General features: G+C 71.4%; 17 protein-coding genes. 5 read left to right on the top strand and 12 right to left on the bottom strand.

Annotation, left to right across the window (positions count from 1 at the left end; translation table 11 throughout):
* A partial coding sequence (locus B0E53_RS24585; RefSeq protein ID WP_146167751.1) for an EamA family transporter occupies positions 1–338 on the bottom strand: 338 nt, incomplete at its 3' end.
* Positions 339–432: 94 nt separating this feature from the next.
* On the opposite strand from B0E53_RS24585, the gene B0E53_RS24590 reads away from it, so the two are divergent.
* The 3 genes from B0E53_RS24590 (at position 433) to ychF (ending at position 2,898) form a co-directional block, all read left to right on the top strand.
* Positions 433–945 carry a MarR family transcriptional regulator gene (locus B0E53_RS24590; RefSeq protein ID WP_107078217.1) on the top strand — a complete coding sequence of 171 codons (513 nt, stop codon included), beginning with the start codon at positions 433–435 and terminating at the stop codon, positions 943–945.
* A 30-nt stretch (positions 946–975) separates the two neighbouring features.
* Positions 976–1,713 carry a peptidase E gene (locus tag B0E53_RS24595; protein WP_107078218.1) on the top strand — a complete coding sequence of 246 codons (738 nt, stop codon included), beginning with the start codon at positions 976–978 and terminating at the stop codon, positions 1,711–1,713.
* A gap of 99 nt (positions 1,714–1,812) precedes the next feature.
* The gene (ychF, locus tag B0E53_RS24600) at positions 1,813–2,898 is read left to right on the top strand and encodes a redox-regulated ATPase YchF (protein WP_107078229.1); all 1,086 of its coding nucleotides are present in this window, start codon (positions 1,813–1,815) and stop codon (positions 2,896–2,898) included.
* A gap of 138 nt (positions 2,899–3,036) precedes the next feature.
* On the opposite strand, the gene B0E53_RS39615 is transcribed toward ychF, so the two are convergent.
* The 5 genes from B0E53_RS39615 to B0E53_RS24625 all read right to left on the bottom strand — a co-directional run bounded on the left by B0E53_RS39615 (position 3,037) and on the right by B0E53_RS24625 (position 5,990).
* Positions 3,037–3,564 carry a hypothetical protein gene (locus B0E53_RS39615; protein WP_246835572.1) on the bottom strand — a complete coding sequence of 176 codons (528 nt, stop codon included), beginning with the start codon at positions 3,562–3,564 and terminating at the stop codon, positions 3,037–3,039.
* Between the two features lie 187 nt (positions 3,565–3,751).
* Positions 3,752–4,108, bottom strand: coding sequence for a hypothetical protein (locus B0E53_RS24610; protein ID WP_107078219.1), 357 nt, complete (start codon positions 4,106–4,108; stop codon positions 3,752–3,754).
* Between the two features lie 96 nt (positions 4,109–4,204).
* Positions 4,205–4,789 (bottom strand): GNAT family N-acetyltransferase, encoded by a 585-nt coding sequence (locus B0E53_RS24615; protein ID WP_107078220.1) that lies wholly within the window; start codon positions 4,787–4,789, stop codon positions 4,205–4,207.
* Between the two features lie 91 nt (positions 4,790–4,880).
* Positions 4,881–5,246: a hypothetical protein gene (locus B0E53_RS24620; RefSeq protein WP_107078221.1), complete on the bottom strand. Its 366-nt coding sequence runs from the start codon at positions 5,244–5,246 to the stop codon at positions 4,881–4,883.
* 33 nt (positions 5,247–5,279) lie between these two features.
* On the bottom strand, positions 5,280–5,990 hold the full coding sequence (locus tag B0E53_RS24625) for an ElyC/SanA/YdcF family protein (protein WP_107078222.1): 711 nt from the start codon (positions 5,988–5,990) through the stop codon (positions 5,280–5,282).
* Positions 5,991–6,053: 63 nt separating this feature from the next.
* On the opposite strand from B0E53_RS24625, the gene B0E53_RS24630 reads away from it, so the two are divergent.
* Complete coding sequence (locus B0E53_RS24630) at positions 6,054–6,509, top strand: hypothetical protein (RefSeq protein ID WP_210406198.1); 456 nt, start codon at positions 6,054–6,056, stop codon at positions 6,507–6,509.
* A gap of 205 nt (positions 6,510–6,714) precedes the next feature.
* Here the strand turns inward: B0E53_RS24630 and B0E53_RS24635 are convergent, their stop codons facing one another.
* Both B0E53_RS24635 and B0E53_RS24640 read right to left on the bottom strand, forming a co-directional pair.
* Positions 6,715–7,077, bottom strand: a complete 363-nt coding sequence (locus B0E53_RS24635; protein ID WP_091318309.1) for a PH domain-containing protein — start codon at positions 7,075–7,077, stop codon at positions 6,715–6,717.
* A gap of 157 nt (positions 7,078–7,234) precedes the next feature.
* Complete coding sequence (locus tag B0E53_RS24640) at positions 7,235–7,543, bottom strand: 4a-hydroxytetrahydrobiopterin dehydratase (protein WP_107078224.1); 309 nt, start codon at positions 7,541–7,543, stop codon at positions 7,235–7,237.
* A 184-nt stretch (positions 7,544–7,727) separates the two neighbouring features.
* Here B0E53_RS24640 and B0E53_RS24645 point away from each other — a divergent pair, with 184 nt between their 5' ends.
* Positions 7,728–8,165 carry a (deoxy)nucleoside triphosphate pyrophosphohydrolase gene (locus B0E53_RS24645; protein ID WP_210406199.1) on the top strand — a complete coding sequence of 146 codons (438 nt, stop codon included), beginning with the start codon at positions 7,728–7,730 and terminating at the stop codon, positions 8,163–8,165.
* An 85-nt stretch (positions 8,166–8,250) separates the two neighbouring features.
* On the opposite strand, the gene B0E53_RS24650 is transcribed toward B0E53_RS24645, so the two are convergent.
* The 4 genes from B0E53_RS24650 to B0E53_RS24665 all read right to left on the bottom strand — a co-directional run.
* On the bottom strand, positions 8,251–9,354 hold the full coding sequence (locus B0E53_RS24650) for a succinate dehydrogenase/fumarate reductase iron-sulfur subunit (protein ID WP_107078226.1): 1,104 nt from the start codon (positions 9,352–9,354) through the stop codon (positions 8,251–8,253).
* Between the two features lie 3 nt (positions 9,355–9,357).
* The gene (locus B0E53_RS24655) at positions 9,358–11,268 is read right to left on the bottom strand and encodes a fumarate reductase/succinate dehydrogenase flavoprotein subunit (protein WP_107078227.1); all 1,911 of its coding nucleotides are present in this window, start codon (positions 11,266–11,268) and stop codon (positions 9,358–9,360) included.
* An 11-nt stretch (positions 11,269–11,279) separates the two neighbouring features.
* Positions 11,280–12,086, bottom strand: coding sequence for a hypothetical protein (locus tag B0E53_RS24660; RefSeq protein ID WP_107078228.1), 807 nt, complete (start codon positions 12,084–12,086; stop codon positions 11,280–11,282).
* Positions 12,087–12,322: 236 nt separating this feature from the next.
* Positions 12,323–13,211: metallopeptidase TldD-related protein (locus tag B0E53_RS24665; RefSeq protein ID WP_246835573.1), on the bottom strand; the 889-nt coding region annotated here is incomplete at its 5' end.

Consider the following 13,211-nt stretch of genomic DNA (forward strand, 5'->3'; position numbering starts at 1 on the left):
TCGCGGAGCAGGGCGACGGTGAGCGCGGCGACCAGCAGCGGCTGGGCGGCCCCGAGGACGGCCGCGGTGCCGCCGGGCAGCCGGTACGCGGCGACGAAGAGCAGCGGGAAGAACGCGCCGATGTTGAGCGCGCCGAGCAGGGCGGCCCGCCCCCACCAGACGCCGTGCGGCCGCCGGCGGGTCAACGCGAGCAGCAGCAGGCCGGCCGGCAGGGCGCGGATCGCGCCGGACCAGAGCGGCCGGTCGGCGGGCAGCAGCTCGGCGGTGACCAGGTAGGTGGTGCCCCAGGTGGTCGGGGCGACGGCGGTGAGCGCGGCGTCGGTCCAACGGCGGGTCATGACGACCTTCTTCCCTCGCTGCTAAGTAGCTTAGTTCTAAGCTAATCAGTCCCGAGCGAAAGCGGAAGTGCGAGGTGCGGCACAATCGACAGCCGTGGCAACGGACGACGTGGATCTGATCGTCGAGCAGTGGCGCCGGGAGCGGGCCGGCATGCGGCCCGAGCCGATGGCCGTCTTCGGCCGCATCTACCGGCTGGCCCGGCTGGTCGGCGACCGCCAGGAGAAGGTGTACGCCGGCTGGGGCATCGGCCGGGGCGAGTTCGACGTGCTCGCCGCGCTGCGCCGGTCCGGCCCGCCGTACACCCTGGCGCCGAAGGCGCTCGCGGCCTCGCTGATGCTCACCTCCGGCGGGATGACCGGCCGGCTCGACCGGCTGGAGCGGGCCGGACTGGTCCGGCGCGCGCCCGACCCGGCCGACCGGCGGGCGCTGCGGGTCAGCCTCACCGACGCCGGCCGCCGGGTGGTCGAGGAGTCGGCCGAGGCCGGGCTGGAGGTGCAGCGGCGGATCCTCGACGCGCTGCCCCCGGCCGACCGGGACCGGCTGGCCGATCTGCTGCGCGACCTGCTCGCCGCGGCCGAGGCGGAGCCGCCGGATCGGGCAGGATGATCTCCAAAGCCACCGACCGGAAGGACGGCCATGCCCGCCACCGAACCGACCATCGTCGCCACCAGCATGGGCTTCTTCAGCCGGCACCGCGGCCCCTGGGACGCCCGGCCCAGCCAGCTCTTCGACCTGATGGCCGACCTCGCGCAGGCCGGCGACGCGCCCCGGGTCTGCTACCTCAACCAGGCGGTCGGCGACCAGCCCACCTCGTTCACCGTCTTCTACGGCGCCTTCGCCGGCACCCGGTTCCGCCCGTCCCACCTGGCGCTCTACCCGATGCCCAACGTCGAGGACATCCGCGCCCACCTGCTCGCCCAGGACATCATCTGGGTCGGCGGCGGCAGCGTGGCCAACCTCTGCGCGGTGTGGCGGGTGCACGGCCTGCCGGAGATCCTGCACGAGTGCTGGCAGGCCGGCGTGGTGCTCGCCGGGGTCTCCGCCGGGTCGATCTGCTGGCACGTCGGCGGCGCCACCGACAGCTACGGCCCGACCCTGCGGCCGTTCACCGAGGGGCTGGGCTGGCTCCCGTACGGCAACGGCGTGCACTACGACAGCGAGGACCAGCGCCGGCCGCTCATGCACCGGCTGGTCGGCGACGGCACGCTGCCGACCAGCCACTGCACCGACGACGGCGTCGGGCTGATCTACCGGGGCACCCGGCTGGCCGAGGCGGTCGCCGACCGCGAGGGCGTGGCCGCGTACGAGCTGACCCGCGCCGAGGACGGCACCGTGCGGGAGACCCGGATCGAGCCGCGCCTGCTGTCCGCCTGACCGCGACGCCCACCGGCAGGCGGTGAACGCCGTCCCTTTTCCGGCCCGGGCGGACCTGCCTGCCCGGTGCCGGCGGCGAACCGCGTAAGCTGGCTCGTCGTGAGTCTCACCATCGGCATCGTCGGCCTGCCCAACGTGGGCAAGAGCACCCTGTTCAACGCGCTGACCAAGAACGACGTGCTCGCCGCGAACTACCCGTTCGCCACCATCGAGCCGAACGTCGGCGTGGTCGGGCTCCCCGACGAGCGGCTGGCCAAGCTGGCGGAGATCTTCTCCTCGCAGAAGGTGCTGCCGGCGCCGGTCTCGTTCGTCGACATCGCCGGTCTGGTCCGGGGTGCCTCAAAGGGGCAGGGCCGGGGCAACGCCTTCCTGGCCAACATCCGCGACGCCTCGGCGATCTGCCAGGTGGTGCGGGCCTTCTCCGACCCGAACGTGGTGCACGTCGACGGCAAGGTCTCCCCGGCCGACGACATCGAGACGATCAACACCGAGCTGATCCTGGCCGACATCCAGACCCTGGAGAAGGCGCTGCCCCGGCTGGAGAAGGAGGCCAAGCTCCGCAAGGACCGGGCCGCCGCGGTCGAGGCCGCCAAGAAGGCCGTGGAGGTCCTCGACGGCGGCACCACCCTGTACGCGGGCGCCGCCGCCGCCAAGATCGAGCTGGAGCACCTGCGCGAGCTGCACCTGCTCACCACCAAGCCGTTCCTCTACGTGTTCAACGTCGACGAGGCCGAGCTGGGCAACGCCGAGTTCCTCGACGAGCTGCGCGCCCTGGTCGCGCCCGCCGAGGCGGTCTTCATGGACGCCAAGATCGAATCCGAGCTGGTGGACCTGCCCGAGGAGGAGGCCCGCGAGCTGCTGGAGTCGATCGGGCAGTCCGAGCCGGGGTTGGACCAGCTCGTCCGGGTCGGCTTCCGCACGCTCGGGCTCCAGACGTACCTGACGGCCGGCCCCAAGGAGGCGCGGGCCTGGACCGTGCCGGTCGGCGCGACCGCGCCGGAGGCCGCCGGGGTCATCCACAGCGACTTCCAGCGCGGCTTCATCAAGGCCGAGGTGGTCTCCTACGCCGACCTGGTCGAGGCCGGATCGATGGCGGCGGCGAAGGCCGCCGGCAAGGTCCGGATCGAGGGCAAGGAATACGTCATGCAGGACGGCGACGTGGTGGAGTTCCGCTTCAACGTCTGAATCCGGCCCGTTCACGCAGGTCAGAAGGTCGCGTCTTCGCTCTGGGGCACACCAGGGGCACAACCCACGCCTCATCGACGGCTCTGCGGGTGCGCTCCTCCGAACATCCGGCCAGACGATCTAGGAATGGCGAGCAGGTCAACCTACGGTGAAGCCGCCGTGGTTGACGGTCTGCCTCAGCCAGTCGAGCCAGGTCACCCACAGGTCGTCCCCCTCCAACTCTGCATGCAGGCTGGGTGATGAAGCCTGGTAGAGGGTCAGCGCTTGCTCGATCTCCCTCGTACCTACGAGCCAGGGGCCGTTACTCGTCAGCTTGAACTCCGGGATGCCAACCATTCCAGCGACCGTCTGGGCCGACGCCGCTCGTTCGGCCTGGTTGTAAGCGTTGCGCCGGCTCTGATCAGACCGCCAGTCGTCGATGTCATCGAACGGCCAGTCGGGGAAGGGCTGCGGGGTTGCCTGGTAGGTCATGCCTGTGCGGCGCATGCGGTTACGGCAGAAGGCCATGCCGGCGATGTTCAGATGGAAATGATAGGCAGCCCTAAGTGAGTGGTACTTGTCCGTGCATGGTTGGCACAGCTCCCCGAGATCGAGGTGCGTTTGGTAGCGGGAGCGAGCAGTCGCAGCAGGCTCGGGTAGATCAACCCACTCAAAGCTGTATCCCATGAGTCCTCCTTCGCTGTCGGCCACCGCAGCCAAGCGCCTAGCGCCATGACATCTTGCCGGGCAGCGTAGGCGGCCGGGACGTGGGCATCGACGACTTGCTAGCCCAGGGCGCGCCGCCTGGGGTACCCAAGCAATGGCGACGTCAGCGCTGCTCGTCAGCTCAGCCAGTTGCGTAACCCTGGTCCGCTCACCGGGTGCCCATTGCTGACGCGGCGCGGTCGGCGAGGCCGTCGAGCACGTCGACGTGCGCCGACGGTACCCGGATGTCCAACGTCAGTGCCTCCGGGCCGGACCGGGTGAGGTCGAAGGCGAAGAACGAGCAGCAGGAGGACTCCCGGGCGGTCAGGTCCCGCGCCGCCTCCTCGACCTGTCCGGTCCCGGCGAGCCGCAACCGCAGGTGCTGCGCCGACGGCCGCTCGACGCCCCGTAGCGCGTCGCGAAAGAACTGATCGAACTCGGCGAGCCGCAGGGGCCGTTCGGCCGTCGGCAGGGTGCACGCGTCCGGCATCCAGGAGTTGTCCGTCGTGATCTGTTGGTCGCTCATCCTCCGACGGTAAGCCGGTACCCAGGTACCGGATGCAAGCCGGTCAGTGGAATCGTCCAAGCCGTCGCCGGGTGCGTGGAGTGTCGGGGTCCGTCGTCAGCCTGCTCGGGTGGCTGACTCACTGCCATTGCGCGGCTCCCGGTTCGAGCGCGTCGACGGTGCCTGGAGCGTGATCCAGTAGCGCCGTGCGCGGCCCAGTTCGGTGTCCCGGATGTCCTCCAGGACGCCACCCTGGCGCTCGATCGTCCGCGCCGAGGCGATGTTCCCGTCCGCGCAGGTGACCAGCACCCGGTCCAGGCCGAGCCCGCGTGCCTCGTCGAGCATCCGGCCGAGCGCCCAGGTGGCCAGGCCCCGCCGCCGCGCCGACGGCCGGATGCCGTAGCCGATGTGGCCGCCGACCCGCAACAGGAAGTCGTCGAGTTCGTGCCGCAACGCGATACCGCCGAGCACCCGGTCGCCCTCGACGATCCACCGGTACGTGCACCGCACCCCGCCCGGATCCGGCGCCCGGTCCGCCTCGTCGGCCATCCGGGCCACCCAGGCGGCGAAGCCGGCGGGGGAGACCACCTCGTCGGCCGGGCGCAGCCCGAATCCGTCCTCGTGGCGGCCGGGGCCCCACTCGCGGTGCGCCGCCAGCCAGGCGGCGTGCAGCCGGACGGTGGGCGCGATCAGCTGGGGCATCCGGCGACGATAGCTCCGACCATGGCCGGCGCCCGACCCCGCCCGGACGCCGGCGCCCGAGCCGTCCCTCGACTCCGGGAAGAGGGCTCTCTCAACCCTCGGTCGGGACGAGGATCCGCTCGTGCAGGGCGTCCCGGCAGCGCAGCAGCCGCACGGTGATCTCGTCGAACAGCGCGGGGTCGGTCCGGCCGCCGCGCCACACGGCCCGCAGCGCGGCCTGGCCCACGGCCAGTTGGGTGGCCGCCCCCTCGACGAGGCCGGCGTATTCGTCGCGGAACGCCGGCCCGGCACACCGCGCGGCTTCGCGGGCCGCGACCAGCGGCGCCCCGGCCCGCGCGAAGATCGCGTCGGCGTCCGCGTCGCCCGCGCCGATCCGGGACAGCATGTGCTCCAGTTCGGTCGCCGCGACGGTCATCCGACCGACCGCCACCAACGTCTCCTCGGCCAGCTTCACCACGCCGCGACCCTACCGCCGGCCGGCCGCCGAACGTCACCCCGCGCGCAGGGCGTCGTCCACTCCGGTCTCCCGGCGGCCCAGGTGGACGGGATCGCGACCGGAGAACACGTCCACCGCGGCCTTCACGCAGGCGCCGTACTCGCGGGTGGCGCTGATCCGCCACCGGTCCGCGTACCGGCGGGCGTCGCCCACGCCGTTGGCCGCCACGCCGAGGTGCCGGCAGAGCGCCACGGCGCGGGGCAGGTGGAAGGACTGGGTCACCACGGTGGCCCGCTCCACGCCGAAGACGCGCCGGGCCCGTGCGCAGGAGTCGTAGGTGTCGAAGCCGGCGTGGTCCAGCACCACCTTCTCCGCCGGCACGCCCCGGTCGACCAGCCAGCGCCGCATCGCGTCGGGCTCGTCGTAGTCGTAGTTCATGTGGTCGCCGGAGACCAGGATGACCCGGACCTTGCCGGCGGCGTAGAGCCGCTGGGCGATCTCCAGCCGGCCGGCGAGGAACGGCGACGGGGTGCCGTCGGCCTCCACCTTGGTGCCCAGGACCAGGGCGACCGGGGCTTCCGGCACGTCGGCCTCGGCGAACAGGTGTCCCTCGGCGCCGACGCGGACCCACACCACGCAGGCCGCGGTGCCGGCGACCAGCAGCGCCGCGCCGGCGACGACGGCCACCAGGGCACGGCGGATCCGGCGTACGGTCGGTCTGCGGCTGGTGCGCCACGCCCTGACCCTTGCGAACAGCCCCCGCATGCGGGCGATTCTGTCAGGCGGCGGCGAGCACCGGGCTCCCCGCGCGGCAGGAGGAGGATGAGGATGGAGAAGCGGCATCCCGCGCTCGCGCGGCTCGACGTGCTCGTCGGCCGGTGGAGCGTGCAGCCCGAGGTCGAGGGCCTCGGTGTCGGCTGGACGGAGTTCGCCTGGGTGGAGGACGGCCGGTTCCTCCGCCAGTTCAGCGACGCCGAGCCGGTGCCGGAGACGGCGCCGCGGGCCTGGCGGGAGAACAACCCCCTTCCCACCACCCAGCTCATCGGGCTGGACGACGCGGGGGAGGAGTTCACCGTGCTCTACGCCGACGCCCGCGGCGTGCACCGGGTCTACCGGATGACGTTCGGCGACGGCCAGTGGCGGATGTGGCGGGAGGCGCCCGGCTTCCACCAGCGGTTCACCGGGACGCTGCGCGAGGACGGCACGGCGATCGACGCCCGCTGGGAGCGGTCCGAGGACGGGACCGACTGGGCGCTCGACTTCCGGTTGGCCTACCGGCGCTGACCCGTCCTCCCTACCCGGCCGCCCGGGCGAGCACGGGGCCGCGCATCTCCGTGCCGTCGGGCAGCAGGTAGTGGTGCAGGAAGGCCACCGGGCCGTCGCGTACGTCGGTCAGCTCGGTCCAGCCGTCCACGGGCGTACCGTCTGGCAGGGTGAGCCGGCGGCGCGAGTCGGTGGGGTTCCAGCCGCCGGCAGGTCCACCGGCACGTCAGGAGATGTGGTGGAGGATGACGTTGTGCACGTGGTGGGCCTTCTGCGCGCCCCGGAACTCCACCTCATAGGTGTGGGTGCCGACGTGGACGGCGATCGCCCCGGTGGAGAAGAACGAGCCGCCCCACGACTTGTTGCTCACCACGCTCACGCTGGTGATCTTCGCGTACGGGATGCTGGTGATGGCGTACCGCTTCCCGACGAAGGAGCGGTCCTGGATGATGACCCGGCGGTCGGTCAGGCCGATGAACCCGGTGCCCGTGCCGATCGCGTCGTAGACGGCGATGATCTGCTCGCCGGGCAGGAGTCCGCTCTGGATCTGCTGGAACTGTTCCCTGCGGTCGTACGTGGGATCGGCCATGTCCTCGACGGTAGGCGGGGCGCGCCAGCCGGTGGACGGCGGCAGCCCCGTCCTCGTGGACGGGCTGCCGGAGACGTGGGTCAGTGGTCGACGCGCGGGTCGTGGTCGCGGCTGCCGGCTGCTAACCGGAAACTTTTAGCAACCTGACCGTAATGGCTCAGGAGGTGGTGACCGCGCGGACCGCGTCCTCGATGCGCGCGGCCAGCAGCACCTCGCCCTCGGTGAGCGGCTCGCCGTCGCCGTGGCCCACCTTGATGTGGGTGCGGTCGGCCCGGCGGCTGATCTCCGGGCGCAGGCGGAGCGCGTCGGCCACCACCGCGACGCGCTCGGTGAGCGCGGCGTGCTGGGTGTCGTCGAGGACGAGCGTGCGTCGGATCTGTTCGCCCTCGCGGGTCCAACCGGACAGCAGGGCGAGCGCGTCGCTGAGGTAGTCGTGCTTCGCCCGGCCGTTGAACAGCACGCGCATCACCGCACCTCCCAGGCGTCGTTGCCGGCTTGTGGCCAAATCGTCGCCATCCCGTGTCCCAGTCGACGCCCTCTAGTCTGTCGTCGCACAGATGGTGTGTCCACGCCCACACTTCCGTGTTCTGCTGACCTGACGGTCGACTCAGCTACCCAAACCGCCGATTGATCTGGCACGCTGGACGCCCGTGCGGACCGAACGGGTTAGCGGGAACGGGCAGGACCGGCGGGAGCCGAGAGTGGTCGTCGGTGCGGCGATCATCATGGACGGCAGGGTCCTCGCCTGCGCGCGCTCCGCGCCACCGGAGGTGGCCGGTCGCTGGGAGTTCCCCGGCGGCAAGGTCGAGCCGGGAGAGATCGAGACCGACGCGCTGGTCCGCGAGTGCGCCGAGGAACTCGGCGTCCGCGTGGAGATCGGCGCCCGCCTCGGCCGCGACGTGCGGATGGCCCACGGCCGTTCCGTCCTCCGGGTGTACCTGGCCCGCCTGCTCCACGGTGACGAGCCCAAGGCGCTGGAGCACTCCGAGCTGCGCTGGCTCTCCGCCGCCGAACTCGACACCGTCCCCTGGCTGCCGGCCGACGTGCCGATCGTCGCCGCCCTGCGCCCGCTGCTCGCCAGCGCTTGAGCGCCGGAAGCGGACGCGGGGGTGGAAACGGGACGGGGGCCGGCGGCATGTGCCGCGGCCCCCGTCATCGTTGTCGGCGTGCTGATCAGTGCTTCGGTTCGTCCTGCTGCGGGTGGGCGAAGTTCAGGTGCTCCGGCGGCAGCGGGAAGGCCACGTCGTCGCCGAACGGCGACGGCGCGGCGGCCCGGTCGAAGGTCAGTTCGGTCAGCGGCAGCTTGCCGTTGACGTCGACCGCGGGGGCGGTCGGGTGCGGCACCTCGCGGTGCCAGTTGACGCCCTGCTGCGCCTGCTGCTCGGACCGCGCGTCGTGCGAGCCGCCGGCGTGCGAGTGCACCCCGCCGTGGGCCGCGCTGGCGTTCACGGCACCGCTCGAATGCCCGCTGGTCACGCTGGTCTGAGGCACCTGACCCCTCCGGAAGATCTTGCTACCAAGCCACACGAGGGGATCGTACCTGCGGTCGACGACCCGCTCCTTCATGGGGATGATCCCGTTGTCAGTGATCTTGATGTGCTCGGGGCAGACCTCCGTGCAGCACTTGGTGATGTTGCAGAATCCGAGACCCATCTCGGACTGCGCGTACTCCTTGCGGTCGGTTTTCGCGTCGAGCGGGTGCATGTCCAGCTCGGCGGCCCGGATGAAGAACCGCGGACCGGAGAACGCCTGCTTGTTCTCCTCGTGGTCGCGGATCACGTGGCAGACGTTCTGGCAGAGGAAGCACTCGATGCACTTGCGGAACTCCTGCGACCGCTCGACGTCCACCTGCTGCATCCGGTAGTCGCCCGGTGCCACGTCGGCCGGCGGCGCGAACGCCGGGGTCTCCCGCGCCTTCTCGTAGTTGAACGAGACGTCGGTGACCAGATCCCGGATGACCGGGAAGGTGCGCAGCGGCGTGACCGTGACGGTCTCGCCCTCCTCGAACGTCGACATCCGGGTCATGCAGCTCAGCCGGGGCTTGCCGTTGATCTCCATGGAGCAGGAGCCGCACTTGCCGGCCTTGCAGTTCCACCGGCACGCCAGGTCCGGCGCGTCGGTGGCCTGGAGCCGGTGGATCACGTCGAGGACGACCTCGCCCTCGTTCACCTCGACCGTGTAGTCGCGCAGCTCGCCGCCGGTCTCGTCGCCCCGCCAGATGCGGAACGGCCTCTTCGCGCCCGGCTTGCCGGTCGCCTGGTTCGGATCAGTGCCCATTCCTCAGCGCTCCTCCTCGGTGAGGGCGTCGAACTCGGCGAGTTCCTCGTCGGTCAGGTACTTGGCCAGCTCGGCCCGGTCGAACAGGGAGATCAACTCCGCGCGCATCTTCGGCAGCGGCTTCTGGGTCAGCCGGACCGCGTCGCCGTCCAGCGAGCAGACCAGGTTGACCCGCCGCCACTTCGGGTCCATGCCCGGGTAGTCCTCCCGGGTGTGCCCGCCGCGCGACTCCTGCCGCTCCAGGGCGGCCTTCGCGGTGCACTCCGAGACCACCAGCATGTTGCGCAGGTCCAGGGCGAGGTGCCAGCCCGGGTTGTAGCGCCGGCCGCCGGCCGCGCTCACCTTGGCCACCCGCTCGCGCAGCTCGGCCAGCCGGGCGAGCGCGTCGACCAGCTCGCCCTCCCGCCGGATGATGCCGACGAGATCCCCCATCACCGCCTGGAGGTCCTGCTGGAGTGCGTACGGGCTCTCGCCGGTGTCCCGCTGGAGCGGGGCCAGCGCCGTCTCCACCGCGGCCCCCACCGCCCGCACCGACACGGCCGGGCGCGAGGTGAGCTGGTCGGCGTACGAGGCGGCGTGCCCGCCCGCCCGCTTGCCGAAGACCAGCAGGTCGGACAGCGAGTTGCCGCCGAGCCGGTTGGAGCCGTGCATGCCGCCGGAGACCTCACCGGCGGCGAAGAGACCGCGCACCGTGCCGTACGCCGCGCCGGAGTCCGGGTCCACCTCGACGCCGCCCATCACGTAGTGGCAGGTCGGGCCGACCTCCATCGGCTCCTTGGTGATGTCGACGTCGGCCAGTTCCTTGAACTGGTGGTACATCGAGGGCAGCCGGCGGCGGATCTCCTCGGCCGGCAGCCGGGAGGCGATGTCCAGGTAGACGCCGCCGGCCGGCGTACCCCGCCCGGCCTTGACCTCGCTGTTGATGGCGCGGGCGACCTCGTCGCGGGGGAGCAGCTCCGGCGGGCGCCGGTTGTTGTCCGGATCCTTGTACCAGCGGTCCGCCTCGGCCTCGTTGTCCGCGTACTGCTTGCGGAACACGTCGGGGACGTAGTCGAACATGAACCGCTTGCCCTCGGAGTTCTTCAGCACCCCGCCGTCGCCGCGGACCGACTCGGTGACCAGGATGCCCTTCACCGAGGGCGGCCAGACCATTCCGGTCGGGTGGAACTGGAGGAACTCCATGTTGATGAGGGTCGCCCCGGCACGCAGCGCCAGGGCGTGACCGTCCCCGGTGTACTCCCAGGAGTTCGAGGTGACCTTGTAGGAGCGGCCGACGCCGCCGGTCGCGAGGACCACGGCCGGTGCCTCGAAGAGGATGAACTCGCCGGACTCGCGGTAGTAGCCGAACGCGCCGGCGACGCGGTCGCCGTCGAGCAGCAGCTCGGTGATGGTGGTCTCGGAGAAGACCCTGATCCGGGCCTCGTAGTCGCCGAGATCCCGCTTGTCCTCCTGCTGGAGCGAGACGATCTTCTGCTGGAGGGTGCGGATCAGCTCCAGACCGGTGCGGTCGCCGACGTGCGCCAGCCGCGGGTACTCGTGGCCGCCGAAGTTGCGCTGGGAGATCTTGCCGTCCTTGGTCCGGTCGAAGAGCGCCCCGTAGGTCTCCAGCTCCCAGATCCGCTGCGGCGACTCCTTCGCGTGCAGCTCGGCCATCCGGAAGTTGTTGAGGAACTTGCCGCCGCGCATGGTGTCCCGGAAGTGCACCTGCCAGTTGTCCCGGGAGTTCACGTTGCCCATGGCGGCCGCCGCGCCGCCCTCGGCCATCACCGTGTGCGCCTTGCCGAACAGCGACTTCGAGATGATCGCGGTCTTCTTGCCGGCCAGCCGGGCCTCGATCGCCGCGCGCAGACCGGCGCCGCCGGCCCCGATAACGACGACGTCGTAGTGGTGTCGTTCGATTCGCGTCTCAGTCATGTCAGGGGCCTTCAGTTGATGAACCGCAGGTCAGGGAACCAGTTGGCCGCGATCGCCATCACGTAGAAGTCGGTCAGCGCCAGGGTGCCCAGGGTGATCCAGGCGAGCTGCATGTGCCGGACGTTCAGCCAGGACACCCCGGTCCACGCCTTGTATCGCACCGGGTGCTTGGAGAAGTGCTTGAGCCGCCCGCCGATGATGTGCCGGCAGGAGTGGCAGGAGATCGTGTACGCCCAGAGCATCACCACGTTGACCAGCAGGACGATGTTCCCCAGGCCGAAGCCGAAGCCCTTGGGCGAGTGGAACGCGTAGATGGCGTCGTAGGTGTTGATCAGCGAGATGATCGCGGCGGCGTAGAAGAAATAGCGGTGCAGGTTCTGGCCGAGCAGCGGGAACCGGGTCTCACCGCCGTACGCCTGGTGCCCGTCGGGAACGGCGCAGGCCGGCGGCGACAGCCAGAACGACCGGTAGTACGCCTTGCGGTAGTAGTAGCAGGTGAGCCGGAACAGCAGCAGGAACGGCAGGGTCAGCGCCGCGTCCGGGATGATCCACCAGCCCGGCAGGAAGCTGCCGAAGTGCGAGGAGCCCTCGACGCACCGCTCGGTGACGCAGGGGGAGTAGAACGGCGTCAGGTAGTGGTACTGGTCCACCCAGTACCGATCGTGCATGAAGACCCGGACCGTCGCGTAGATGACCCAGGCGCTGAGCCCGACGACGGTGATCAGTGGCGCGAACCACCAGCGGTCGGTCCGCAACGTCTTGGCCGCTATCGCGGCGCGTGCCCGCGCCCCTCGCGGCCTCGTTGCCGTTGATGTCATTCAGTCGTCTCCCTGACGGCGCCCTCGCGGGGCGGCGGATCAGCTTCCGTACCGGCCAGCGGACCGGCGAGACCGCGTCCACTGCCACGTCTTGCGCACGCATCAGGCCGCGCCGGCGAACCGGCGCAGCTAAATCACACACGTTACGCCGATCTTCGCGGCCCGGCCGCGCAACGCAGTGTCCCGTGTGTCCGGGAGGTTGGAAAGACCCGAACCAAGATCAATATCTTGAGCCGTCAGCCGGACGCGCCGCCGGTGAAGTTCCAGGACGCCAGCCGCAGGGCCGGGGCCTCCCACCAGAAGCCGTCCACCCGGTCCGGTTGGCGGACCGGCGCCCGGCCGAGGCCGAGCACCCGGCCCGGACCCAACGCCCGCGGGTACGACTCGGTGAACCGGAAGTCCCGCACCGCCCGGGTGGGCACCCCGTCCTCCACCAGCCAGACGCCGTTGCGGGTCAGCCCGGTGACGACGAGCTGCTTCGGATCCAGCACCCGGGTGTACCAGAAGTCGCTGACCAGCAGCCCCCGTTCCATGCCGGCGACCAGCGCGGCGGCGTCCGGGCCGGCCACCGCGCCGGACACCCCGGCGCTGACCTGTCCGGTGGCCACCTCCGCCGTGCCACCGGTCGCCAGCAGGCGGAGGTTGCGCGGGAGCGGGCCGAAGGTCGACGCGCCGACCATGCCGTGCCCCGTGGACCCGGTGCCCGCCTCGGCGCCGCTGCGCCGGTCGTGCGCCACCGCCCGGGTGGTGCCCGCCTCGACCAGCGGCAGCGCCCGCCGGGGCGTGCCCTCCAGGTCGTACGGCAGCCCGGAGGCGTGCAGCGGGTCGTCCACCAGGGTCACCGCCGGGTCGAACTGGGCGGCGCCCGGCTCGGCGAAGGACTGCCGCTCGGCGTACCGCTTGCCGTTGAAGCCGTACCAGGCGAGGTTCTGCAGGAGGTCGGCCACGGCGGCGGGTTCGAGCACCACCTCGTAGCGACCCGGGGGCAGCTCGACCGGGTCGGCCGCGGCCCGCGCCTTCGCCGCCGCGCGGGCGCCGAGGGCCCCGCCGTCGAGGTCGGCGAGACGGTCGGCGCACTGCCGGGCCACCCCGTCGGTGCCGCCGGTCCGGGCGATGCCGTCCATG

The organism is Micromonospora sp. MH33, from assembly GCF_003013775.1.
In the GTDB taxonomy this organism is placed as follows: Bacteria; Actinomycetota; Actinomycetes; order Mycobacteriales; family Micromonosporaceae; genus Micromonospora; species Micromonospora fulviviridis.

Excerpts from the sequence above, each read along its gene's own strand:
- B0E53_RS24595 (WP_107078218.1), top strand. The coding sequence starts at position 976 with ATGCCCGCCACCGAACCGACCATCGTCGCCACCAGCATGGGCTTCTTC.
- B0E53_RS39615 (WP_246835572.1), bottom strand. The coding sequence starts at position 3,564 with ATGGGATACAGCTTTGAGTGGGTTGATCTACCCGAGCCTGCTGCGACT.
- B0E53_RS24610 (WP_107078219.1), bottom strand. The coding sequence starts at position 4,108 with ATGAGCGACCAACAGATCACGACGGACAACTCCTGGATGCCGGACGCG.
- B0E53_RS24615 (WP_107078220.1), bottom strand. The coding sequence starts at position 4,789 with ATGCCCCAGCTGATCGCGCCCACCGTCCGGCTGCACGCCGCCTGGCTG.
- B0E53_RS24625 (WP_107078222.1), bottom strand. The coding sequence starts at position 5,990 with ATGCGGGGGCTGTTCGCAAGGGTCAGGGCGTGGCGCACCAGCCGCAGA.
- B0E53_RS24630 (WP_210406198.1), top strand. The coding sequence starts at position 6,054 with ATGGAGAAGCGGCATCCCGCGCTCGCGCGGCTCGACGTGCTCGTCGGC.
- B0E53_RS24635 (WP_091318309.1), bottom strand. The coding sequence starts at position 7,077 with ATGGCCGATCCCACGTACGACCGCAGGGAACAGTTCCAGCAGATCCAG.
- B0E53_RS24640 (WP_107078224.1), bottom strand. The coding sequence starts at position 7,543 with ATGCGCGTGCTGTTCAACGGCCGGGCGAAGCACGACTACCTCAGCGAC.
- B0E53_RS24650 (WP_107078226.1), bottom strand. The coding sequence starts at position 9,354 with ATGGGCACTGATCCGAACCAGGCGACCGGCAAGCCGGGCGCGAAGAGG.
- B0E53_RS24655 (WP_107078227.1), bottom strand. The coding sequence starts at position 11,268 with ATGACTGAGACGCGAATCGAACGACACCACTACGACGTCGTCGTTATC.
- B0E53_RS24660 (WP_107078228.1), bottom strand. The coding sequence starts at position 12,086 with ATGACATCAACGGCAACGAGGCCGCGAGGGGCGCGGGCACGCGCCGCG.